Origin of the sequence: Exiguobacterium sp. s160, assembly GCF_018617575.1 — a bacterium.
Classification (GTDB): Bacteria; Bacillota; Bacilli; order Exiguobacteriales; family Exiguobacteriaceae; genus Exiguobacterium; species Exiguobacterium aestuarii_A.
In genome coordinates this window covers 435,475-456,115 of the sequence record NZ_JACSKK010000002.1, presented here as the reverse complement: position 1 = coordinate 456,115, position 20,641 = coordinate 435,475, and the positions used below count along the sequence as shown (strand labels likewise).

Here is a 20,641-nt window from a genome sequence, read left to right as displayed (position 1 = left end):
AGAGAACGATGAACCACGTAAAAGGAATTCACCACGTCACGGCGATTACAAGTAGTGCCGAAAAAAACTATGACTTCTTCACCCATATTCTTGGAATGCGCTTAGTGAAGAAAACAGTCAACCAGGACGACATTCAAACGTATCACTTATTTTTTGCAGACGATAAAGGGAATGCCGGTACAGACATGACGTTCTTCGACTTCCCGGGTATCCCGAAAGGTAAGCACGGAACAAATGAAATCGCGAAGACGTCGTTCCGCGTGCCGACCGATGAAGCGTTGACGTATTGGGTCCGTCGCTTCGACCGTCTCGGTGTCGAACATGAAGGGATTCAAGAACAGTTTGGGAAAAAGACGCTCTCGTTCATTGATTTCGACGAACAGGCGTATCAACTCATCTCGGATGAGTTCAATGAAGGGATAGCATCAGGAGAGCCGTGGAAGAACGGTCCAATCCCGCTTGAGTACGCCATTACAGGACTCGGTCCCATCTTTATTCGAATTGCTGACATCACGTATTTCAAACAAGTGATGGAGCAAGTGATGCTATTTAAAGAGATTAGGAGAGAGAACGATGTTTATCTCTTTGAAGGAGGTGAAGGTGGAAACGGAGCGCAAGTGATCGTCATTCATGACGAGACATCTCCACAAGCGCGTCAAGGGTTCGGTACCGTGCATCACGTCGCATTCCGTGTCGAAGACCGCAGCGTCCTCGATGAATGGACAGCACGTCTCCAGCAGTTCGGTTTACCGACTTCTGGCTATGTCGACCGCTTCTTCTTTGAATCGTCTTATGCGCGTGTCGCGCCGCAAATCTTGTTTGAGTGGGCGACGGACGGACCTGGATTCATGGGAGATGAGCCGTATGAGACGGTTGGTGAGAAATTGTCACTCCCGCCGTTCCTCGAAGCGAAACGTTCGCAAATCGAGGCGATGGTACGACCAATCGATACGGTCAGAAGCACGAAAACATTTGAGAAAGAATATGAGGGCATGAAATGAGTTTCTTAAATCGTTTGTTTGGAAAATCAGATGCATCACAACATAACCAAGGAGGAACTACTATGTTAAACATCGGAATCGTACTCGGATCAACTCGTGAAGGTCGCGTCAGCCCGCAAGTCGGAGAATGGGTGAAGGAACTCGCCGACAAACGTGGCGATGCCAACTATGAAGTCATCGATATCGCAGACTACAACTTACCGCTCCTCGGTGAGCCCGGACAAGACGCATCAGGCGCAGCAGCCTGGTCGGAGAAAATTGCGCAAATGGACGGATTCATCTTCATCGTCCAAGAATACAACCATTCCATCGCAGCATCTCTTAAAAACGCACTCGACTACTTACGTCTTGAGTGGACGAATAAAGCAGCTGGAATCGTCTCATACGGTTCTGTCGGTGGAGCACGGGCGACGGAACATTTACGTGGCATCTTGAGTGAATTGTCAATCGCTCACGTACGTGTCCATCCTGCTCTCTCACTCTTCACGGACTTCGAGAACGGCACGCATTTCGCACCGAAAGATGTGCAAGCACAATCGGTTAACGACATGCTCGACCAACTCCTTCCGTGGACAGAAGCGATGCAATCGGTCCGTACAAAAGCCGGAGAAGTTGCAAACAATTAACAAATCGCGAAGCCAGCCTGAATTCAGGCTGGTTTTTGTGCGTTTTCAAGTTGATTACGCTAAAGTGGAGGAGAATGGAAAAGAAAGGAGGGGTTCGATGATGACACGAAAAATTATCGCGGCTTCCTGGACCGTACCCATCTATGCGTTTGTGTTAAGCATCGTTGAATTTTCGCAACAAACCCTTGTGGAAACTTCATTTTTGGAGAGCGTATCTGGGTTTCTTTTATTGTGTACGATTTACATGGCATATAGTTTCCCTGTCATTTTGACATATGGCGTCGTGACATCATGGTTGAGCGATTGGTTAGCGAAGCGATTCAATTCGGATCGCGTGCAGTGGTTCATTTCGTTCGCTTTACATATTTTATTTGGACTCGTCTTGTCATGGCTGAGTCTTCTCGCAGCCATTCTGTTTTTCTTCATCGATCGTCGACTGATCAATCGGATGGACGTGACGAAACGAGCTGCAATCAGAAGTGTTTTCATCCCGATCGGGTGTTTGCTTGTCGTGATGGGAAGTGTGTATCTGATTGGGGTCGTTCAAGATTTTTTCGTTCGATTCAACTCCATTTAGGGAAACGAACAAGGACAACCTTACATAAGGAGGGGTAACCATGAGATGGATGATTTACGGGGCGAATGGATATACAGGGGAACTGATTGCCCGTCAGGCCGTCAATGACGGATTGCGTCCGATTCTTGCGGGTCGCACTGGTCGTGAGATTCATCGACTCGGAGACGAGCTCGACTGCGAGACATCGATTTTCGCATTAAGTCGTGAGGCGGCAATCAAGGCGCTTCGCGATATAGATCTAGTCCTTCACTGTGCGGGTCCGTTCACGGATACGAGTCAAGTGATGATCGAGGCATGTCTGGAAACGGGTACGCATTACTTGGATATTACCGGGGAAATCGATGTGTTCGAATATGTTCATTCTAAACAACGGGCGGCTCAGGCGAAGGCACGTGGTGTCATTCTATGTTCTGGCGTTGGATTTGACGTCATCCCGACCGACTGTGTCGCACGAAAATTAAAGGAACTCTTACCCGATGCGACATCACTCGCTCTCGGATTTTCGGCGGCAGGTGGCATCTCACCAGGAACGATGAAGACAGCTGTTCGTGGACTTGGATCGAGTAGCGTGGAACGTGTGAACGGAAAGTTATCACCGTTCCCAATCGGGGCAAAACGCAGAACGATTGATTTTGGACGAGGAAGCCGCACCGCGATTGCGATTCCGTGGGGAGACGTTTCGACCGCCTACTATACGACGGAGATCCCGAATATTACGACGTGGGTGCCAGTGCCGACAGCGGCAGCCTATGTGGCACGCGCCTTGTCTTGGTTCAGTCCCATTCTTGGGAAAGTTGCTGTGCAGCAGCGATTGCTGCGTTATGTTGATGAGAACGTATCGGGACCGAATGAAGCAGAACGTGAAAAAACCTCGACGTATGTATGGGGAGAGGCGACAAATGAGGAGGGGCGCAAAATCGTCGTTCGCATCCAAACGGCGAGCACGTATGCTTTCACCGTATACGGTGCACTCGCCGTCGTCAATCGATTGCTCGGTTCCGGTCGGATGCTTGCAGGCAGTTTCACGCCGGCCATGTTGTTTGGATCACATTTCATCGAAGAGATTCAAGGTTCATCTTCTTTCACGATTGATGAGATTCGTCCATGAGCCGGGAAATGTGGGATTTACTAGACGAAAATCGGCAACCGCTCGGTCGAACGCATCTTCGTGGAGATGAACTGGATCCGAATACGTTTCACACAGTCATCGAAGTATTCACATTTGATCCGAATGGCAAATTGTTACTCTCGAAGCGTCATCCTGATAAGAAGTATCCTCTTCTTTGGGAAGGGACAGGCGGCTCGATTTTAACGGGCGAGACGAGTCGGCAAGGTGCGGTCCGTGAACTCCAAGAAGAATTAGGACTAAACGTCGACCCCGAACAGTTGCGTTTCGTGACGACAATCAAGCGCGGGACGTACTTCTTAGATGTGTATGTCTACACGAGCGAGCGGCCGATTGATGTAAATCAACTTTCCTTACAAATCGATGAAGTGGTCGATGTGAGATTAGAGGAGTGGGACACGGTGCTCGATTCTGTTGAACTCGTGCCTAATGTCAAAGAACGGTTAATCCAGTACGGTCACTTGATTCGAACGTGATATGCTACACTCAACATGAAAAGCAAGGGAGGGAACAAAGTGAAACGTTTAGAATTGGCACGACGCATCGAAAGCATTAAAGCAGAGGGAACGTCTGCTTATATTCGACACCGCAAACAAACCCCTCCCTATGAAGGTGCGGAATTACACGTAGAAGGTAAGGGGCACGTGTTCAAAATGGGGAATATGAGCTTTGCAGTCGGATTCGGACTCAATCGACCGACAAGCTTTTACGACCTGCACCAGATGGAAAAGTGGGTGCGTGGAAAAAATGTGTCCCGACTACATATCGAAGTTTGTCCGTTAGCGGACGATTCCTTACTACGCTTACTGCAAGAACGTAACTATACGCTCGATCACTTTTTAGACGTATGGACGTTAGATGTGACGCAATATGATGGACCGCCGGCTTCGAATCAAGTGGAAAAGGTACAAGATGAGACGCTCCATGAATGGGCGCACGCGATTGCGGCTGGATTTGCCGAATCTGGAACAATTCTTCAAGAGACGGTCGATACGGCGAAAGGATTTTATGCGATGCCGAGTAATCATGCTTATCTCGTTCGGGAAAAAGATGCCGTCGTAGCGGGTGGGATTCTCGCCACGCAAGACGGAATCGGGGAATTGTTTCTAACGAGTACCGTACCGTCTTACCGTCAAAAAGGCTATCAAACCCAACTCATCTTAGAACGAATCGCCGAGGCGAAAGCGCTTGGCTGTGACGTTCTGACCGTCACGACGAAGGTCGACTCAGCTTCAGGGCGAAATATGGAACGACTCGGGTTTCAACCGTTTTACCAAAAAGCGGTCATGAAAAGTCCGATTCTCAAATAAAAGTAGACCATTTCGTATGAAATGGTCTACTTTTTGATTACAAGAGAGATTCAGCACCGTCAACGTACACTTCAGAACCGGTGACGTGGCTTGACATGTTGCTCGCAAAGAATAAAACGACGTCAGCGACTTGTTTCGCAGCACCGGACTTTCCAGCAAGCGGTTGGTTGCCGAGCGGATACTCGATAGGGATGACGATTTCTTCGAGCAATGCGTCATCTCGATTGGTCGAATCATCGATATTCGTATCAATGGCTCCAGGACAAATCGAATTTACGCGAATTCCGAATTGCGCGAGCTCCGCAGCTGCCATTTTCGCAAATCCGGTCTGACCTGCTTTCGTCGTCGCATAGCCACTGAAACCAAAGTTTTTAAAGTATCGATTGCCGTTGATTGACGAGGTGATGATGATACTGCCACCATTCTCTTTCAAATGAGGAATGGCATGTTTGACGGTCAAAAACGTTCCCGTCAGATTCGTCTCCACGACACCATTCCAGTCTTCAATGGACAAGTGTTCAATTGGTGTGATGGTCCCGTTCCGTCCGGCGTTGGCGAAGACGATATCGATTTGTCCGAATCGCTCAATCGTCCGTGCATACGCTTCTTTCATTGCTGCTTCATCCGCAACATCGGCGCTGATCCCGATGGCCCGTTCCTCTCCGACGAGACTAGCGAGACGCATGGCGTCCTCTTCGTTCAAATCGAGAATGGCAACTTTCGCACCCGCTTGAATGAAACGGATGACGGCGGCACGTCCGATACCGGAGGCTGCTCCAGTGACGAGCGCTACTTTTCCAGATAGTAATTTATTTGAAATCAATCCGATCACTCCTTTATCATGACTCTTTCTCATATTCCACAGTTCTGGAAAAGTTACGCTTCATTTCAGAAAATCATGGTGATGTGACTTCAATCGTCCGTGCGATGTTCAAGTTGGACTCCGTGGGGATGACCTCGATGGTGACGAGCTGACCGCTTTGTAATCCTTGTACGCTATTGACGATGCCAGTCACTTCGGTTTGGTCGTTGATTAAAATGACGCGCAACGTGACCTCTTCTGAGGATTCAGTGGATTCAATCAATAGCTGAGGAATGTCGACCCGTTCAATTTGGCCTTCGACCACATTGTCATTCCATGTACTCATCCAATACATGACGATTAAAAAAAGACCGAGAAAGACTAGGGCAAAGGTTAACCTTGCACTCATGCGCAACCCACTCCTTCATTGTCCGGCATCGCATCTTGTCTAATTTACCTTTACCCGGAAATTCTCTCATTACTTGAAAAAATAGTAGGAATCTCAAGAAAAATGGGGAATAGAAAGAAAAACGAAAAGGTGAGGTGCGGGCGAATGTGGATGATGGTTGCGGCGCTAGGATTTGTTGCTTGTGTATGGATCGCGTTTGGTTGGTTTACAATCGGTAATGCAAGGCGACGAGTACGTGGAGGGCTCTTTTCGCTGAGTCTGACTTGTTTGTTCGCGCCACTCTTACTTGTGAAACTAGGAGAACAGTACGGATTTATCGGGGTTCAAGTAGGGCTGACCGTCTTATTTGGTTTACTAGCGGGTGCTTTTTTCTTCGTTGCGCTCGGCTGGACGGGGCGACCGACGAAAGTCCGAAAAGTAAGAACGCTATCGGAAGACCCTGATTTATTTTGAAGCCTGACTTACCACTCCTACGGTATAATGCGGTCATAACGATGTTTACAGGAAATGGAGTGGAAATGATGATTGCACCACCACAGTTAAAGAACGGAGATACAATTGGGATCATCACGCCTTCTTTTCCAGCACCCGTGCAGTTTGAGGAGCGCTATCAACGAGGGATCAATCAGCTTAAGCGTATGGGGTTCAAGGTGAAAGAAGGCACATGTACATATGAATCAGAAGGGTATCGGTCATCCTCCATTCAGAATCGAGTGAACGAACTGAATGCGTTTTTGCATGACTCTGAAGTGAATGCGATTATCAGTACGATTGGAGGAACGAATTCGAACTCATTGCTCCCATATATCGACTATGAACAATTGCGACGCCACCCCAAAATCATTATGGGCTATAGTGATGTGACAGCAATTTTGATGGCGTGTTACGCCAAAACGGAAGTTGTCACGTTTTACGGACCGGCTGTCGTACCATCATTCGGCGAGTATGGTGGGATGTTCGAGAAAGGGTCCCAGTACGTACGAGATATCCTCAGTTTGGAGAAAACTGCCCCGTTCGATTTGGACGTGCCGAAAGAGTGGACCGAAGAGATGCTCGATTGGTCGACGCAGCAACGTATCAAAACCTTCCAACCGAATGAAGGATGGGTACCATTAAGGGATGGAAAGGCACAAGGCACATTGATTGGCGGGAATTTGAATACGATGTCAGGTTTCTTCAAATCGGACTATTATCCCGATTTGAAGGGGGCGATTCTTTTCCTGGAAGACTCGTTCAAAACGATGGCTGAAGAAGAACGTTCGCTTAGCATGTTGAAATTGGCTGGTGTATTTGATGAGATTTCGGGTCTGGTCATCGGCAAGCACGAACATTTCCAAGATCAATCAGCTCCGTTCTCGTTCAACGACTTGTTGCTTGAAGTCGTCGGCGACACGGACATCCCTATTTTGACGAATGTCGATATTGGTCATACGTTCCCGTCACACGTCTTCCCGATTGGCATTCAGGTCGAATTGGATGCGACGAATGGAACCATCCGGTTTTTAGAAGATGGGGTGTCAGCATGAAAGAATACCTCACGATATTTGACGAAAATCATCAAAAAATAGGAGAGAAAGAGCGGGGACAGGTTCATGTAGACGGAGATTGGCATGAGACGTTCCACTGCTGGTTCTGGAAAGACCAATTTGTCTATCTACAGCGTAGAAGTATGGAGAAACAGGATTTTCCCGGGAAATATGACATCACCGCAGCGGGACATCTCTCTTCAAACGAGACGTTCATTGATGGTATTCGTGAAATTGAAGAAGAGCTCGGACTGTCATTGACGTTCGAACAGCTCACAGCTCTTGGAATATTTGAAGACGTGATTGAACTGAACGGTTTCCTCGATCGCGAGTTTGCACATACGTATAGCTACGCTTATCAAGACGAACCGCTCCGTTTTGACGACCAGGAAGTGATGGACGTGGTAGCTGTGTACAGGGACGAGCTGATGGCGCTCACGGAAGGACGATTGCGTACGATTGAAGGAAACTCCATCCTGACGAACCATCTCGTTCAAATCACACAAGCCGATTTAGTTCCGCATCGTCTGACGTATTGGCACCGTATATGTGAGGGATTGGCACGAATCGATGCGTCAAATCGATAAAGAGAGAATTCTCTGCTCGCCGATCGGTCCACCGATTCGACGTCCGGTATCGACCCATCCGTTTGTCGTATAAAGTGTAAACGCCACATCATTTTTCAGGTTGACGGACAATACGACTTCACGGATATGAGGGAAATGTTGACGCACGAACTTCGGAAGTTCTTGGAGTGCCGCTTTTGCGTACCCCTTGCCTTGATCTGCCTCATTGATGGCAAAAGCCGAGAAGAGCAGCGCATGTGGTTCATCCGTATAAGAAGCGACTCGTTCGTTGTCATGTAGTAAAAACATTCCGACTGGCTTCTGCTCGACGACAACAATCGGATGAACGCCTTCAGGAAGTGGGTCGTCCATGTCTTTTGGAAGGGTTGTATACTTTTCTTGGTCCGTCGGCAACGTGAACGTATCGAGAATCGGTCGATGCGTATCATTTCGATATTCTAATGAGATGTTCATAAGGCGTCTCCTTCTGGCTTTATTGATTTCATTCAGAAAAGGGGAATTATATGACTACACAAGTTACATATCGTCAAAATCCGCCTGTACAAGATCTATATCGGGCGTTTATGACTGGTTTTTCTGATTATATCATTCCGTTCCAATTCGATGAGCAGACGTTTGAAGACGTCTTTCTCGTACGAGACCAAAATCAGCCGTCTCGTTCAATCGTCGCTTATGACGGGGAAGAGCCGGTCGGCGTCGTATTGAGTGGGATTGCATATCTCGATTCGGGATGGCAGACACGTTGCGGCGGACTTGCTGTCGCCCCGCACGCTCGGAAATTAGGCGTTGCGACCGAGTTGATGCAACGATTTGAAGAGGACGCCAAAGGAACTCGTTTGCTTGAAGTAATTCAAGGGAACGATGCAGCGTTGTCGCTTTATCATCAACTTGGATATAAGACGACACGTGAAATCTATTACTTTCAGGCGGTACCACTTGAAACGACTGCTCACATGACTTCGGAACCGATTCAAACGTTGTTCGACCGACTATACCCGACAGCTCAGCATGTTCCGATTTGGCAACGCGATGTGCGCGTGACTCAACAGGAGGCGGAACTTGTGAAAGTGGTAGAAAATAAACAAGAAGGATTTTTGTTATACCGCGATCATGTACTGCTCGATGTTTTTGGTCACGCTGAAGATGCAGAATGGCTATTGCGCGCGGCTGCGAGTCGATCTCCGCTTTACCTCACTTTGACGTCCGACCGTCCTGAATGGATTGACGCAGCACGACGATTAGGATTTGTACAAGACGACATTTCGCAGTTTGAAATGGTGAAGGACGAACGATGAAGCGATTGTTACTTGTCTGTATCATCGGATTGATGTTAGGAAATACAGCGACCATCATCGCGCTGACGACAAATCTCTCGCCAGGAACGGCGAATCTGTTGCTAACAGGTGGGGTTGGACTGACCATCCTGTCAGTCCTCGGCATCGTCCTTGCCGGATATTATACGAGAAAACGCAAGTGAAATCCTTGTGAAGTAATGCTTGAAAATATCACATTGTCCTGTCATGAATGACATGAAAATGAAAAACTTCATTTATTGAAATGTTTAACCCCCAGTGGTATATTCGCATATGTAGCTTTTTTGAAGTTCATGAATGTATCAATTTGGAGGGTTTATTATATATATGTGGAAACAACTGATCATGACAGCAGGTGTCGGCGTACTCTTGTTCCAAGGACAAACCGCATCCGCTAACGAAATGACCCCGCAAGACCTCGTTCAAACGGAGAAATCTGTCCAACAAACTACGAAACAAGTCAAAGAAACGAAACAAGCCATTCAAAAAATCCAGTCAAAGTTGGATGAAGTCAATCAAAACGCGGAAGTATTGCGTGACAAGATTGAAGGCACTTCTGAAGAATTAGAAGCGGTCGAAGAGGAACTCGTTCCGACAGAACAGTCGCTCTTTGCGAAAGTCGTATCTTCTGTTCTACCGAGTGCGAAAGCGGAGGCTGCTGAGGCCGAGGAAGCGCATCAAGCACTCATTGAGAAGAAAGAAAAAGCGAATGAATCGCTGAAACAATTAAAAGAAGAACAACAACAGATTGAAGCGACACGTCAAGACGTGAAGACGGCATATGACGAGAAATCGAAACAATATAAGAAACAAACGAACCAGTTAAGTGATTTGAAAAAACAGTACGAAGCGATGGCGCCTGATCGGTTCTTGATGCCTGCAGAAGGACGTCTCTCACAAGGGTTCGGTGCAGCAAGCGGACAGTTCGGATACACGTTCCACAACGGTCTTGATATTGCCGCTAAAACAGGTACACCGATTTACGCCGCAGAAGCTGGAAAAGTCACAAAAGTTAGCTCAAGTGGACCTTATGGAAACCATATTCAAATTGAGCATAACGTAGATGGCCAGAAATGGACGACGGTCTATGCCCATATGCATAAAGTCGATGTGAAAAAAGGTCAGACGGTGCGCCAAGGTGAACCGATTGGTCAAATCGGAAACACGGGCAACTCGTCAGGTCCACACTTACACTTTGAAATTCATAAAGGGAACTACAATTTCTCAGCTAGTTCAGCTGGAAATGCCGTCAACCCGATGAAAGTGGCAGAGCGCCTTGGTGGTGCTTCTCCAGTGAAAGCAACGTTTTAATCAGACAGATGCCCTGAGCCTCGTAAACGAGGTCAGGGCATTTTTCATTGTTCGCGTGTCGGGTCGTGGTTGCCTTCACTATCGGCAATCGTATCCGAACTGCCGTAATCTTCAACTTGTGAAAAGGCATCCGTTTTTTGACCGGGTTCATCCGTTCCGTCCAGTTCTTTGCGACGGGCCGTCTCGTTCGGGTTCAATACGTCTTCTTCGACCGGTCGATCGAGTTCATGTTCGTGCTCTTCTTCTTCCTGTGCACGAGCATGTTCGATGCAAAGTGTAGCTTCTGGGATGACTTCAAGCCGGTCCAGTTCAATGTCTTTCCCGCACACTTCACATTTGCCATACGTACCATTCTGGATGGCGAGTAGTGCTTTATCGACATCGCTCAAAAACTCTTCGTCGAGCTCGTTGAGCGCTTGATCGCGTTCCCGTAAAAAGAGTTCTTCACCGGAATCGGCCGGGTGATTATCGTAATGAGAGAGCTCGCCTTCATCATACGTCTCTTCTCGGCTATCCATGTAACCTTCTGTTTTTGCTTTTTCTTTCAACAGACGTTTTTTAAACGTTTCGATTTGTTCTGCAGTCAACATATTGATTCACTCTCCAGTTCTCAAGTCATTAATATAAGGTTTCCCATTTTATATGCGCACAAACCTTTTGAAGTGGAATCCATTATGTCGAGAGGGGAAAAGGGTATGATGACAATAGAGCATATGGATTTTAGTGAGGAGGAACGAATCATGCGAAAAGTTGAAGTGGTCGCATATCATCCGGAATGGAAGCACCGATTTGAAGAAGAGGCAGGGAAATTGCGCCGATTGTTTGAAGGAGAGCTCGTCGCGATTCATCATATCGGGAGCACCTCGGTCGAAGGACTCGCGGCGAAGCCAATCATCGATATGATGCCTGTCGTACGGGACATCGAACGAGTTGATGCGTATACGGAACGGATGGAAGCGCTTGGGTATCGAGGGCTCGGTGAATACGGTATTCCAAAGCGTCGCTATTTCCGGAAAGGGGAAGAGGAGCGGACGGTTCACGTACATGTGTTTGAAGAAGGGAACCCAGATGTCTTGAGACACCTTGCCTTCCGGGATTACTTGCGTACATTCCCTGAGGTGCGCGATGCGTATGGAGAATTGAAATTGCAGCTCGCAGCGCAACACCCGGAAGATATGGAAGGCTACATCCAAGGAAAACATGGGTGGATCATCGAAACGGAACGACTGGCGACGAAGTGGTATAAAGAAAATCATGGCGTGTGAAACCTTTTTGTGGGAATCGTCGTATAATACATCAAACCTTGAGGGGGGGAGATCTCATATGAAATGGTTTTTTGGAAAATGCGTAGAATACTCCTTGGCTGCACTCGTATTCGTCGGGTTATTCTTCGTCCTCCGGATGATCGCTGGGGATACAGATAAAGGGTATATGTTGACGGTACTCGGTTCATTTTTTCTTGTGTTGCCGATTTCGCTTCTTATGGGTTACTTCTTGGCCCGTCCGCTTCAACGTCGCCTAGAAGGGAAAGGGACTTCGACTTCGAAAGAGCATACGTTGCATGGGACTGAAAAACCACATGGTGTGATAGAAGATCGGAATCACACAGGATTTAACGGTTGATGGACAGCGTGTTTGTCTCGACAACAGATGCCCGACTCATCGCACGATTGAATCGTTCCATTCATGAGCATCACGTCCGAATGAATTCAGATTACTTTGCAGAGTATGAGGAAGAGAAGATGTATGAAGCCTTTTTGACGCTGATAGGGAGATCGAATCATCATTTCATGGTGATGGAAGTAGAGGCAACCCCTGTCGGCTACATATGGTTCGAGGAGAAAGTGAGTGAGGCGACCGCGTTTCGTCAAGCCGTCCGAACGGTGTATGTGCATCACATCAGCATCGATACGATGTATCAGCGCAAAGGATATGGACGCCGCATGATGGAGTGGATCGAGCAATGGGCACGTGATCACCAATTCAAGTCGATTGAGTTGGACTATTGGATGATCAACAGCGAAGCGGCCTCTTTTTACGACGAAATCGGATTCGCTCCGAAACGTCAGATTGTCATCAAAACATTGGGGGAATGAGCAAATGGAATTGTTCGCAATTGGATTAGGAATTCTCGGGGTACTTTCATTGGGTTGGTTCTTTTATAGTTACTGGCTCGGATATAAAGGGGGCAATATTGTCATGACCCTCGATGAGCATTACACGAAGTTAGAAGAATACGTGCCTGCCATTTTGGCGAAGCTATATGAAGACGGCAAGGCTGCCCACTACCTTGGGGACCGCAAGTTCGAAGTCGAAGGCAAACGTTACGTCCTCGTGGAGCGTACTGTACCAATCGGTCACGTTCCGACACAACAAACCGTATTACAACCGGAAAAATGAACGGAAGGGAGCTCTCGCGAATGAGATGCTCCCTTTGTTTATTTGACGGCTGGAGGGCCGAAGCCGCCGCTGTGGTAGTCGCGGAAGGCTTGTCGAATTTCTTCTTCGGTATTCATCACGAAAGGACCGTGCGCGATATACTCTTCCCGAATCGGTTTTCCCGAATAGATGAGGACGCGTGTGCGGCTTGTCGCTTGGAGGTGAAGGGTACTCATCGCATCGGATGTTTCATCAAACGTCAGTGTCGCCACATACGTCTTATCGAGCGGGATACTGGACGTCCCGACTTCAACAGATCCTGCTAGGACATACAGGAAGCTGTTATGATTCGCAGGAAGGACATGTTCGTACGCACTCCCTTCTTTCAACCATATTTCGGTCATTGTGATTGGAACGAGACTCTCCATCGGTCCTTTCATACCGGCAATTTCGCCAGAGTAGACACGAAGCTGCCCACCGTCAATCAGAACAACCGGCGCGTCTTCGACATACACATTTTGATAAGAGGTCGTCGTTGTTTTTAGTGACTTCGGCAAATTCAACCACAATTGAAGGGTATGGATGAGGTCATCATCGACGGCTTCCTCAGCGTGGCGAGCCGCCCATCCGGCGTTCATATATTGGACATCACCGGCATCTAAAATCGAATGTCCTCCATGATTGTCAATGTGTTCGAGACGCCCGTCGATGACATATGTGATCGTCTGGAACCCACGATGTGGATGATCGGAAAACGTTCCTCGTTTGAACCAGTCTTCGGCCATCAAAATGAAGGGGTCGAACGCTTCTTTTTGTTCAGGTGGTAATACCCAACCTTGTTGAACGTGCGGATATCCGTTTTGGCGATAACTGACGCGCCAATGCTTGTCGACATCTCTAACAAATGAATTGGTCACAACACTTCACTCCTTTCTCTTTTTATCTTCCCAAAAAACGTTTTCGTTAGGGTCTAATTTGCTTCATGGATATACAAAAAAGGCAGATGCGCTTGGCATCTGCCGAATCAACTATTGTCTTTAAATAGGTTATGCCACTTGATGGCGTCCTCACGTAACAGTTTAAAGTGGGCCCCCGTCTCCGCATTCGTTACGTAGACATCGTTCCCGTCATAACTCACGTCAAACGTTTGGGCACATACACCTTGAAACAGTGTCAAATAAGGAACGGGTGCAGGTGTTCCTGCGTGAGATGTCGCATTCGCCTGTTCAATCGCACGGAAGAGAAAGTCTACTTCTTCTGTTCCGACATGCTGTAAAAACGAGGCGTCTTTTGACTCTGTACCGAGAAGCGCTAACTCATGAAACAGGGCATGCCGCTCACTGCTTAACGTTTCATGAATCTGTTTATTCAATTCCTCTCCATCCATTAATTCTGGTTGATGATACGTGATGGAGACGAGCTGACGGTGCGCCGTTCCGTCTTTCATGTACGTAAAACTATACAGTGGATAGCTGTGTCCGGGTATAAGAACGGATGGCAATTGAGATGCTGCCTTCGCACCGAATACCTGTGACATATGACCATCTTTCGGTCGTAAGACCGTTTGATAATCGTTTTGATCTGAACTGGTGTAAATCGCATATTGTAACGTATCATCCGATTGCTCTGTCCCGAGCCCTACTGACAGATAAGGATGACGCGATGCATCAATTGAAATCATCAGACGCTCTTCTCCTTCTGATGATTTCAATGTCAGTTCAAATTCTCCGTTAAACGGCATCGTGATATGGAAGAGGGTATGTTCGATTCCGGTTCGTTCTGGATAGGGCTCATTACCTATCGACTTTTTCATCTCTTCAGCAAAGTGATCATATTCATGTGGTTCGGCAGAGCGAATCTTCGCGATATCTGGATAAGAGTCTGCTGTATATTGGACATCATGTAAGCTTTCAGGAAGATTGTTTGTTTTGGTGACATACATAATCGAGTCTAGCTGACATTGTACGTACGATTCATTATTGACTGTAAACAATGTGGCCGTCGGGAACGCGGATGACGTGGCGACATCTGTTAAGGGCTGTGTCAGCGTGACCGTTCCAAGCCAATGTCTCTCGCCGCTCGGGATTGTCGAAACTGCATTGTCTGGTTGACACAATTCGATGATCAATGCGCGATCGGATTCTGGCATTTCGATTTGTTGTCCATTCGGTAACAAGGCACGTCCTTGATAATATTCTGGGGCAGGTTGGAGTCGGAGTGCGCGTTCTTCCTCGCACCCGAATAAGAAAAATAGGATGACGAGGGTACTGAAAATCAGGTACTTTTTCACATCGGTACTCTCCTTCGATGAATCACTTTCACCATTCTAGCACCATTTTTTTGTGACTTTAGTCTTAGGAAAATTAATGTGTTATTTTAAAAAAAAATTAAAAAACCCGTCCAACTTGAACTGGACGGGGGATAAAACCATTTATGTTTTATTTTTACTTTTAACCTTTTTTGCCGTGTCGATTTTTGACGAAAAAACGTTGATTTGAAGCAGATTCGAAAAATAGCAATTTTTCGTCTAAATCATCAGATTAGAATCCGATGGAATTTATTTGATGAAGTTCCCTTCAATCAACATCTCGACCGCGTGCTGCCTTCAAAATTTCGAACCATTCTTCACGCGTGAGATCGATTTGAAGTGCGTCGACACCTGTTTGAACGCGCTCGATTTTTCCTGATCCGATGATTGGCATGATGTTCGCAGGGTGTTTGATGAGCCATGCATACACAATCGAGTCGATTCCGCTCGCATTGTGACGTGCGCGAATCTCCTCGAGTTTTTCACGAAGAGGTGCGTACTGTTCGTCTTTGAAAAGCTGCCCTCCTGCGAGTGGGCTCCAAGCCATGAGTGGCATCCGTTTTTCGTGACAAAGGTCAACCGACCCATCTTCGAAATGCTTCAATTGCATTGGAGAGAGTTCAAGTTGGTTCGTCACGAGTTGGAACGGGAGACGTGATTGAAGCAAGTTTTGTGTGGCCGGCACGTGGTTGGATACACCGAATTCACGTACTTTCCCGCTATCACGTAACGTAATGAAGGCCTCGGCCACTTCATCCGGGTTCATGAGTGGGTCTGGGCGGTGAATCAATAATGTATCAATGTGATCGATGGCAAGTTCTTTTAACGAACGCTCCGCTTGCGCGATGATATGTTCTTTTGTCGTGTCATAATAGTTGAGCGTTTGACCCGGATTGAATGATCCTGTCAATTTGATGCCTGTTTTTGTGACGATCTCCATTTGGTCACGGAGTTCAGGCTTTAGTTTTAACGCTTCCCCAAATAATCCTTCACATGTATAACCACCATAAATATCCGCATGGTCAAACGTCGTGATGCCGAGTTCGAGACATTGTTCGATGAACGTGAGACGTTCCTGTGGGGTCATGTCCCAATCAGCGAGTCGCCACATTCCATGGATGACGCGTGAGAATGATAGTTCTTCTGTTAAAGCGATGCGTTGCATAATAACTCCTCCTTGGTTGTCAGTCGCTTTTCATTATACGTCTTCAAAGAAAGCGCGTCACTTGTCACCCCCTCGAGCAGTTTTAGCGTCAAATGAGCTTGTATGCGCTATGATGATAAAGAAGAGAAACAGGAAAGAGGCGTGACAGATGAGTGACTATAAACCATATGCGGACGTCACCTTCGAGCGGGTGGGCGACTCGTTTCAGGTAATGGCGATGCACCCCGATCTTCAGTTACACGGGATTGGACGCAGTGCGGCCGTGTTTCGTTTAAAAGAAAGGGACCGCGTCATTAAAGTGTTCTTTCCGGGATACGAACAAATCGCAATCGAAGAGGCAGCCATCTATGAAAAGCTAAAAGAGCTTCCTTATTTTCCGACTTGTTATGAAGCGGGTGACTCTTATTTAGTCATGGATTACATCGAAGGGAAGACGCTGTTTGAGTGTCTGACAGAGGGCATCTGGATTGACCCGTCTTATATCGAAATCGTGGACGAAGCACTTCGTCAAGCACGGTTGTTAGGATTGACCCCATCGGACGTCCATTTGCGAAACATTATTTTGACACCGAACGGACAAGTTTTCTTGATTGATTTGGCACGCTTTAGACAAGGACAACAAATCGACCATCAATGGGAAGACTTGAAGCGAATGTATCGTCTCTATCGTTATCGTTTCATGCCGAAACAGTATAATGAGGCCTTACTTAATCGAATCGCTTATTTGTACCGTAAACTCGTGAACGATCCGGATGTTTAATCTGGGTCGTTTTTCTTTTGTCGATTAGGGAACATGAGTAACGTGTCCAAATCCAAAGGAGAAGTGAAAGGAGAATGACGAATGGCTCATCGAATCTATGCGAATGAACTCGAAACACTCCACGAATGCGTGGAGACATGTAATTATTGCTTGGAATCCTGTCTAGAGGAAAAAGATGTACAGATGATGGTCGATTGTATCCGGCTCGACCGTGAATGTGCCGCGGCCTGTGCATTTCTCGCTGAGGCGATGACGCGTGATTCGGCATTTGTCCCAGAACTTGCTCGAGCGTGTGCGGTCATCTGCAAAGCCTGTGCACAAGAGTGTGGGAAACATAAACACGCGCATTGTCAGGAATGTGCACGCGTCTGTGCAGAATGCGCCTCGATGTGTGACCGCTTAGCAGCATAATCTGAGTGACTGGTCGATGGGACCGGTCACTTTTTTCGTGTCTTTTGAAGAGGGGATTCGTATAATGAAAAAAACGAGAAGTAGGTGTTTGTATGATTCGCAACTGTCGGCGAGACGATCTTCAAATGATTTTACATATTTATAATGACGCAATCGTGAACAGTACGGCCGTCTATCATTATGAACCGGTAACGCTCGAGAACAGGGTCGCCTGGTATGAAGAGAAGAAAGAACAAGACTGTCCGATCATCGTGTGGGTTGAGGATGATGTCGTCATGGGATTTGCGACGTTCGGGCCATTCCGCCCGTGGCCTGCATACCACTACACGGTCGAGCATTCCGTGTACGTACACCCTGGCTATCGCGGGAAAGGGATTGGCAATAAATTATTAAAGGAAATCATCCGTATCGCAGAAGCGAGAGGGATGAAGACTGTGATTGGTGGAATTGACGCGTCGAACGTGACGAGTATCCGTGCCCATGAAAAAGTGGGATTCGTACATTCAGGAACGATTCGAAATGCCGGGTATAAATTCGGAAAATGGCTCGATTTATCGTTTTATCAACTGGATTTAGAAGGTCCTGCGTCACCCACGGAAGGATGAACCGTCTAGAAAGGGTGCCACTCCATACGATATACTGAAACGAGTGAATCGAATGGAGGAAAATGTATGAACGAGTACCCGAATTGCCCAAAATGCCAATCGTCTTATGTATATGAGGACGGTCCACTGCTCGTCTGCCCGGAGTGCGCCTATGAGTGGTCACCGAGCGAGGCAGCCGAAGCGGAAGCCGCGTCTCAAATCAAAGACGTGAACGGAAATCCACTTCAAGATGGAGATACTGTCACTGTCATCAAGGATTTGAAAGTGAAAGGCACATCGCTTGTCGTCAAACAAGGAACGAAAGTAAAAGGGATTCGACTTGTGGACGGTGACCATGATATCGACTGTAAAATCGACGGTCTAGGTGCGATGAAACTGAAGTCAGAGTTTGTGAAGAAAATCTAACATAACGTCAGACTGTCGACGAATTGGGGCGTGAAATGCGCCTTGGTTCGTCTTTTTTGTAAACTTTTGTTTATCGTAATGATGTAAATGAACTCTTAGAGTGATTGGAATGGTAAAAAATAGTATGTGCCTTATGTAGATATGAGATGATGAAGGCATTCTAAATCGAAAAAGAGGAGGAAGACATTCGTGGGACAACGATTTGTATTGAAGTCAAAACAGCATATGAGTGGTGGAATTATAAAAATTGTCGTGGATAGCTATACAGGCGTTCACTACTTGATGACTAGCGGCTTAGGATTGAGTGGAATGACGCCTCTCTTAGATGAACATGGAAAAGTCGTCATTGAGAAGCCGAAATCGACTTCGTGAAATCGTGGAGTATAGAATTCATACAAAAAACCAAGCTGATCAGCCTGGTTTTTTGTATGGCCGTATTATGAGAAGAATGGTTTATACTCGCGACGTTCATGCATGACCGACACCCATTGGAGAGTCGTGAACTCTTCGAGTACCCATTCGCCGTTGAAACGTCCGAGACCAGAGTTTTTCTCGCCTCCGAACGGCATGTGCGGTTCATCGTTGACCGACTGGTCGTTGACGTGAATCATGCCGGTTTCGACTTTTCGTGCGAAATTGGTCGCACGGTAAACCGAACCGTGGACGGCACCGCTCAATCCATACGGCAATTCATTCGAGAGACGGAGTGCCTCTTCGTCATCTTTAAACGACAGGATGACCGCAACCGGTCCAAAGATTTCATTTTTCGCAAGTGGCATGTCATTCGTGACACCACTGAGGACGGTCGGTTCGAGAACGTTGCCGTCGGCTGTTCCACCAGTATGAACGGTCGCACCTGCATCGACGGTTTTCTCGATTTGCTCTAAGATACGATCGATTTGATCGTGGTCGATGAGCGGACCGACTTGCGTGTCTTTTTCGTTCGGGTCACCCGCTTTTAACTGTTTAACACGCTCGACGTAACGTTTCACGAACTCGTCATGAATCGATTCAGCGACGAGGATTCGGTTCGTCGACATACAAATTTGCCCTTGATGGTAGAACTTGCTGTATACCGCAGATTCGACGGCACGGTCGAGGTCAGCATCATCGAGCACGACAAACACGTTATTCCCACCGAGTTCAAGAGCCGTCTTTTTCAATAGACGACCGGCTTTCTCTGCGATTCCTTGACCGACCTCGGTCGAACCTGTGAACGAGATGAGACGCGGAATCGGATGTTCGACGATGGCGTCGCCGATTTCAGACCCTCGTCCGACGACGACATTAAGTACGCCTTTTGGAAGTCCTGCTTCTTCAAAGAGCGATGCGAACAGAAGACCACCTGTGACCGGTGTCGCGGTAGCTGGTTTGACGACGACCGCATTCCCGGTCGCGAGAGCTGTCACGATTGAACGAACAGCCAAATGGAACGGGAAATTCCAAGGACTGATGATTCCGATGACCCCGAGTGGTTTCCGATAAACCCGGTTCTCTTTGTTCGGCACGACCGAAGGTTTGATGAGTCCGTCCATACGGAATGGGAATGTCGCGGCTTCCTTGATGATAGCCATTGATGCGGCAAATTCGCCTTCTGCCTTGATCCGTGTACTGCCAGACTCTTTCACGAGCCAGTCGACGATGTAGTCCTTGTTGTCCATCGTCACCTGAGCAAACTTCTCGATTAATTCCCGTCGTGCTTGCGGAAGCATGTCAGCCCAGTCCGTCTGAGACGCTTTGGCTGCTTCATAAGCACGATTCAAATCATCTTCATCCGCTGATTGAATCGAGAACAGTGTTTCGTTCGAGAACGGATTGACGTTGTCGATCAACTTCTCACTTGATCCGCTTACCCACTCACCATTGATGTGCATTTTCGTAAAATCTGTATGCATATAGAACACTCCTTTGTTTTTCTTCACCATAGGAAGTATTCACTTATTTTATAAAAATAAACATCTTAATCGGTCGAGCGATCAGACTTGAAGCATGACGTTTGAGACGGATAAGGGAAGTGGGG

29 protein-coding genes are annotated in these 20,641 nt (G+C 47.3%); 21 read left to right on the top strand and 8 right to left on the bottom strand.

What is annotated here, in order from left to right; genetic code table 11:
• Positions 1 to 8 precede the first annotated feature (8 nt).
• The 6 genes from KNO86_RS08245 to KNO86_RS08220 all read left to right on the top strand — a co-directional run bounded on the left by KNO86_RS08245 (position 9) and on the right by KNO86_RS08220 (position 4,640).
• On the top strand, positions 9 to 1,001 hold the full coding sequence (locus KNO86_RS08245) for a ring-cleaving dioxygenase (RefSeq protein ID WP_214695048.1): 993 nt from the start codon (positions 9 to 11) through the stop codon (positions 999 to 1,001).
• Positions 998 to 1,627 carry an NADPH-dependent FMN reductase gene (locus KNO86_RS08240; RefSeq protein ID WP_483298400.1) on the top strand — a complete coding sequence of 210 codons (630 nt, stop codon included), beginning with the start codon at positions 998 to 1,000 and terminating at the stop codon, positions 1,625 to 1,627. Before KNO86_RS08245 ends, KNO86_RS08240 begins: the two co-directional genes overlap by 4 nt.
• 97 nt (positions 1,628 to 1,724) lie before the next feature.
• Complete coding sequence (locus KNO86_RS08235; protein ID WP_214695044.1) at positions 1,725 to 2,204, top strand: hypothetical protein; 480 nt, start codon at positions 1,725 to 1,727, stop codon at positions 2,202 to 2,204.
• Positions 2,205 to 2,244: 40 nt separating this feature from the next.
• Positions 2,245 to 3,312: a saccharopine dehydrogenase family protein gene (locus tag KNO86_RS08230; RefSeq protein WP_214695042.1), complete on the top strand. Its 1,068-nt coding sequence runs from the start codon at positions 2,245 to 2,247 to the stop codon at positions 3,310 to 3,312.
• Positions 3,309 to 3,806 (top strand): NUDIX hydrolase, encoded by a 498-nt coding sequence (locus KNO86_RS08225; protein WP_214695040.1) that lies wholly within the window; start codon positions 3,309 to 3,311, stop codon positions 3,804 to 3,806. The genes KNO86_RS08230 and KNO86_RS08225 overlap by 4 nt, the downstream gene beginning before the upstream one ends.
• 39 nt (positions 3,807 to 3,845) lie before the next feature.
• On the top strand, positions 3,846 to 4,640 hold the full coding sequence (locus tag KNO86_RS08220) for a GNAT family N-acetyltransferase (RefSeq protein WP_214695039.1): 795 nt from the start codon (positions 3,846 to 3,848) through the stop codon (positions 4,638 to 4,640).
• Positions 4,641 to 4,677: 37 nt separating this feature from the next.
• Here KNO86_RS08220 and KNO86_RS08215 read toward each other — a convergent pair whose 3' ends face one another.
• Positions 4,678 to 5,463 (bottom strand): SDR family oxidoreductase, encoded by a 786-nt coding sequence (locus tag KNO86_RS08215; RefSeq protein WP_214695037.1) that lies wholly within the window; start codon positions 5,461 to 5,463, stop codon positions 4,678 to 4,680.
• Positions 5,464 to 5,536: 73 nt separating this feature from the next.
• On the bottom strand, positions 5,537 to 5,851 hold the full coding sequence (locus KNO86_RS08210; RefSeq protein ID WP_214695035.1) for a hypothetical protein: 315 nt from the start codon (positions 5,849 to 5,851) through the stop codon (positions 5,537 to 5,539).
• Between the two features lie 144 nt (positions 5,852 to 5,995).
• Between KNO86_RS08210 and KNO86_RS08205 the strand changes: the two genes are divergently transcribed.
• The 3 genes from KNO86_RS08205 to KNO86_RS08195 all read left to right on the top strand — a co-directional run bounded on the left by KNO86_RS08205 (position 5,996) and on the right by KNO86_RS08195 (position 7,964).
• Positions 5,996 to 6,304, top strand: coding sequence for a hypothetical protein (locus KNO86_RS08205; RefSeq protein ID WP_214695033.1), 309 nt, complete (start codon positions 5,996 to 5,998; stop codon positions 6,302 to 6,304).
• A 68-nt stretch (positions 6,305 to 6,372) separates the two neighbouring features.
• Positions 6,373 to 7,377, top strand: coding sequence for a S66 family peptidase (locus tag KNO86_RS08200; RefSeq protein WP_214695031.1), 1,005 nt, complete (start codon positions 6,373 to 6,375; stop codon positions 7,375 to 7,377).
• Positions 7,374 to 7,964: an NUDIX hydrolase gene (locus KNO86_RS08195; protein ID WP_214695029.1), complete on the top strand. Its 591-nt coding sequence runs from the start codon at positions 7,374 to 7,376 to the stop codon at positions 7,962 to 7,964. Before KNO86_RS08200 ends, KNO86_RS08195 begins: the two co-directional genes overlap by 4 nt.
• Here KNO86_RS08195 and KNO86_RS08190 read toward each other — a convergent pair.
• Positions 7,953 to 8,417, bottom strand: a complete 465-nt coding sequence (locus tag KNO86_RS08190; protein ID WP_214695026.1) for a GNAT family N-acetyltransferase — start codon at positions 8,415 to 8,417, stop codon at positions 7,953 to 7,955. The two genes, KNO86_RS08195 and KNO86_RS08190, sit on opposite strands and share 12 nt — an antisense overlap.
• A 50-nt stretch (positions 8,418 to 8,467) precedes the next feature.
• On the opposite strand from KNO86_RS08190, the gene KNO86_RS08185 reads away from it, so the two are divergent.
• The 3 genes from KNO86_RS08185 to KNO86_RS08175 all read left to right on the top strand — a co-directional run bounded on the left by KNO86_RS08185 (position 8,468) and on the right by KNO86_RS08175 (position 10,588).
• A complete protein-coding gene (locus KNO86_RS08185; protein WP_214695024.1) occupies positions 8,468 to 9,259 on the top strand; it encodes a GNAT family N-acetyltransferase in 792 nt (263 codons plus the stop codon).
• Positions 9,256 to 9,441, top strand: coding sequence for a hypothetical protein (locus KNO86_RS08180; RefSeq protein ID WP_214695017.1), 186 nt, complete (start codon positions 9,256 to 9,258; stop codon positions 9,439 to 9,441). The genes KNO86_RS08185 and KNO86_RS08180 overlap by 4 nt, the downstream gene beginning before the upstream one ends.
• 163 nt (positions 9,442 to 9,604) lie before the next feature.
• Positions 9,605 to 10,588 (top strand): M23 family metallopeptidase, encoded by a 984-nt coding sequence (locus KNO86_RS08175; RefSeq protein WP_214695015.1) that lies wholly within the window; start codon positions 9,605 to 9,607, stop codon positions 10,586 to 10,588.
• Positions 10,589 to 10,632: 44 nt separating this feature from the next.
• On the opposite strand, the gene KNO86_RS08170 is transcribed toward KNO86_RS08175, so the two are convergent.
• The gene (locus KNO86_RS08170; protein ID WP_074035454.1) at positions 10,633 to 11,178 is read right to left on the bottom strand and encodes a TraR/DksA C4-type zinc finger protein; all 546 of its coding nucleotides are present in this window, start codon (positions 11,176 to 11,178) and stop codon (positions 10,633 to 10,635) included.
• Positions 11,179 to 11,328: 150 nt separating this feature from the next.
• Between KNO86_RS08170 and KNO86_RS08165 the strand changes: the two genes are divergently transcribed.
• The 4 genes from KNO86_RS08165 to KNO86_RS08150 are packed head-to-tail and all read left to right on the top strand — an operon-like array spanning position 11,329 to position 12,988.
• Entirely contained in the window at positions 11,329 to 11,853 is a 525-nt protein-coding gene (locus KNO86_RS08165) for a GrpB family protein (RefSeq protein WP_214695008.1), read from the top strand.
• A 58-nt stretch (positions 11,854 to 11,911) separates the two neighbouring features.
• Positions 11,912 to 12,211 carry a hypothetical protein gene (locus KNO86_RS08160; protein ID WP_214695006.1) on the top strand — a complete coding sequence of 100 codons (300 nt, stop codon included), beginning with the start codon at positions 11,912 to 11,914 and terminating at the stop codon, positions 12,209 to 12,211.
• Entirely contained in the window at positions 12,211 to 12,684 is a 474-nt protein-coding gene (locus tag KNO86_RS08155) for a GNAT family N-acetyltransferase (protein ID WP_214695004.1), read from the top strand. The genes KNO86_RS08160 and KNO86_RS08155 overlap by 1 nt, the downstream gene beginning before the upstream one ends.
• A gap of 4 nt (positions 12,685 to 12,688) precedes the next feature.
• Positions 12,689 to 12,988, top strand: coding sequence for a hypothetical protein (locus tag KNO86_RS08150; protein WP_214695003.1), 300 nt, complete (start codon positions 12,689 to 12,691; stop codon positions 12,986 to 12,988).
• 38 nt (positions 12,989 to 13,026) lie between these two features.
• Here KNO86_RS08150 and KNO86_RS08145 read toward each other — a convergent pair whose 3' ends face one another.
• The 3 genes from KNO86_RS08145 to KNO86_RS08135 all read right to left on the bottom strand — a co-directional run bounded on the left by KNO86_RS08145 (position 13,027) and on the right by KNO86_RS08135 (position 16,440).
• Complete coding sequence (locus KNO86_RS08145; protein WP_214695001.1) at positions 13,027 to 13,884, bottom strand: pirin family protein; 858 nt, start codon at positions 13,882 to 13,884, stop codon at positions 13,027 to 13,029.
• A 107-nt stretch (positions 13,885 to 13,991) separates the two neighbouring features.
• Positions 13,992 to 15,257, bottom strand: coding sequence for a hypothetical protein (locus KNO86_RS08140; RefSeq protein ID WP_214694998.1), 1,266 nt, complete (start codon positions 15,255 to 15,257; stop codon positions 13,992 to 13,994).
• A 286-nt stretch (positions 15,258 to 15,543) separates the two neighbouring features.
• The gene (locus KNO86_RS08135; protein WP_214694996.1) at positions 15,544 to 16,440 is read right to left on the bottom strand and encodes an aldo/keto reductase; all 897 of its coding nucleotides are present in this window, start codon (positions 16,438 to 16,440) and stop codon (positions 15,544 to 15,546) included.
• Positions 16,441 to 16,588: 148 nt separating this feature from the next.
• Between KNO86_RS08135 and KNO86_RS08130 the strand changes: the two genes are divergently transcribed.
• The 5 genes from KNO86_RS08130 (at position 16,589) to KNO86_RS08110 (ending at position 18,993) form a co-directional block, all read left to right on the top strand.
• The gene (locus KNO86_RS08130) at positions 16,589 to 17,200 is read left to right on the top strand and encodes a protein kinase family protein (RefSeq protein WP_214694995.1); all 612 of its coding nucleotides are present in this window, start codon (positions 16,589 to 16,591) and stop codon (positions 17,198 to 17,200) included.
• An 81-nt stretch (positions 17,201 to 17,281) separates the two neighbouring features.
• Entirely contained in the window at positions 17,282 to 17,611 is a 330-nt protein-coding gene (locus tag KNO86_RS08125; protein ID WP_214694993.1) for a four-helix bundle copper-binding protein, read from the top strand.
• A gap of 92 nt (positions 17,612 to 17,703) precedes the next feature.
• Positions 17,704 to 18,216 (top strand): GNAT family N-acetyltransferase, encoded by a 513-nt coding sequence (locus KNO86_RS08120; protein ID WP_214694991.1) that lies wholly within the window; start codon positions 17,704 to 17,706, stop codon positions 18,214 to 18,216.
• A gap of 66 nt (positions 18,217 to 18,282) precedes the next feature.
• Positions 18,283 to 18,621 (top strand): zinc ribbon domain-containing protein YjdM, encoded by a 339-nt coding sequence (locus KNO86_RS08115; protein WP_074035492.1) that lies wholly within the window; start codon positions 18,283 to 18,285, stop codon positions 18,619 to 18,621.
• Between the two features lie 189 nt (positions 18,622 to 18,810).
• Positions 18,811 to 18,993: a DUF6440 family protein gene (locus tag KNO86_RS08110; protein WP_074035494.1), complete on the top strand. Its 183-nt coding sequence runs from the start codon at positions 18,811 to 18,813 to the stop codon at positions 18,991 to 18,993.
• Positions 18,994 to 19,058: 65 nt separating this feature from the next.
• Here the strand turns inward: KNO86_RS08110 and KNO86_RS08105 are convergent, their stop codons facing one another.
• Positions 19,059 to 20,516, bottom strand: a complete 1,458-nt coding sequence (locus KNO86_RS08105; protein WP_214694989.1) for an aldehyde dehydrogenase family protein — start codon at positions 20,514 to 20,516, stop codon at positions 19,059 to 19,061.
• Between the last annotated feature and the right edge of the window lie 125 nt (positions 20,517 to 20,641).

Coding starts and splice junctions, on each gene's coding strand:
- KNO86_RS08210 (WP_214695035.1), bottom strand. CDS start 5,851: ATGAGTGCAAGGTTAACCTTTGCCCTAGTCTTTCTCGGTCTTTTTTTA.
- KNO86_RS08120 (WP_214694991.1), top strand. CDS start 17,704: ATGATTCGCAACTGTCGGCGAGACGATCTTCAAATGATTTTACATATT.
- KNO86_RS08225 (WP_214695040.1), top strand. CDS start 3,309: ATGAGCCGGGAAATGTGGGATTTACTAGACGAAAATCGGCAACCGCTC.
- KNO86_RS08185 (WP_214695024.1), top strand. CDS start 8,468: ATGACTACACAAGTTACATATCGTCAAAATCCGCCTGTACAAGATCTA.
- KNO86_RS08235 (WP_214695044.1), top strand. CDS start 1,725: ATGATGACACGAAAAATTATCGCGGCTTCCTGGACCGTACCCATCTAT.
- KNO86_RS08175 (WP_214695015.1), top strand. CDS start 9,605: ATGTGGAAACAACTGATCATGACAGCAGGTGTCGGCGTACTCTTGTTC.
- KNO86_RS08245 (WP_214695048.1), top strand. CDS start 9: ATGAACCACGTAAAAGGAATTCACCACGTCACGGCGATTACAAGTAGT.
- KNO86_RS08200 (WP_214695031.1), top strand. CDS start 6,373: ATGATTGCACCACCACAGTTAAAGAACGGAGATACAATTGGGATCATC.
- KNO86_RS08205 (WP_214695033.1), top strand. CDS start 5,996: ATGTGGATGATGGTTGCGGCGCTAGGATTTGTTGCTTGTGTATGGATC.
- KNO86_RS08105 (WP_214694989.1), bottom strand. CDS start 20,516: ATGCATACAGATTTTACGAAAATGCACATCAATGGTGAGTGGGTAAGC.
- KNO86_RS08135 (WP_214694996.1), bottom strand. CDS start 16,440: ATGCAACGCATCGCTTTAACAGAAGAACTATCATTCTCACGCGTCATC.
- KNO86_RS08160 (WP_214695006.1), top strand. CDS start 11,912: ATGAAATGGTTTTTTGGAAAATGCGTAGAATACTCCTTGGCTGCACTC.
- KNO86_RS08125 (WP_214694993.1), top strand. CDS start 17,282: ATGGCTCATCGAATCTATGCGAATGAACTCGAAACACTCCACGAATGC.
- KNO86_RS08170 (WP_074035454.1), bottom strand. CDS start 11,178: ATGTTGACTGCAGAACAAATCGAAACGTTTAAAAAACGTCTGTTGAAA.
- KNO86_RS08150 (WP_214695003.1), top strand. CDS start 12,689: ATGGAATTGTTCGCAATTGGATTAGGAATTCTCGGGGTACTTTCATTG.
- KNO86_RS08240 (WP_483298400.1), top strand. CDS start 998: ATGAGTTTCTTAAATCGTTTGTTTGGAAAATCAGATGCATCACAACAT.
- KNO86_RS08190 (WP_214695026.1), bottom strand. CDS start 8,417: ATGAACATCTCATTAGAATATCGAAATGATACGCATCGACCGATTCTC.
- KNO86_RS08115 (WP_074035492.1), top strand. CDS start 18,283: ATGAACGAGTACCCGAATTGCCCAAAATGCCAATCGTCTTATGTATAT.
- KNO86_RS08165 (WP_214695008.1), top strand. CDS start 11,329: ATGCGAAAAGTTGAAGTGGTCGCATATCATCCGGAATGGAAGCACCGA.
- KNO86_RS08230 (WP_214695042.1), top strand. CDS start 2,245: ATGAGATGGATGATTTACGGGGCGAATGGATATACAGGGGAACTGATT.
- KNO86_RS08180 (WP_214695017.1), top strand. CDS start 9,256: ATGAAGCGATTGTTACTTGTCTGTATCATCGGATTGATGTTAGGAAAT.
- KNO86_RS08130 (WP_214694995.1), top strand. CDS start 16,589: ATGAGTGACTATAAACCATATGCGGACGTCACCTTCGAGCGGGTGGGC.
- KNO86_RS08195 (WP_214695029.1), top strand. CDS start 7,374: ATGAAAGAATACCTCACGATATTTGACGAAAATCATCAAAAAATAGGA.
- KNO86_RS08155 (WP_214695004.1), top strand. CDS start 12,211: ATGGACAGCGTGTTTGTCTCGACAACAGATGCCCGACTCATCGCACGA.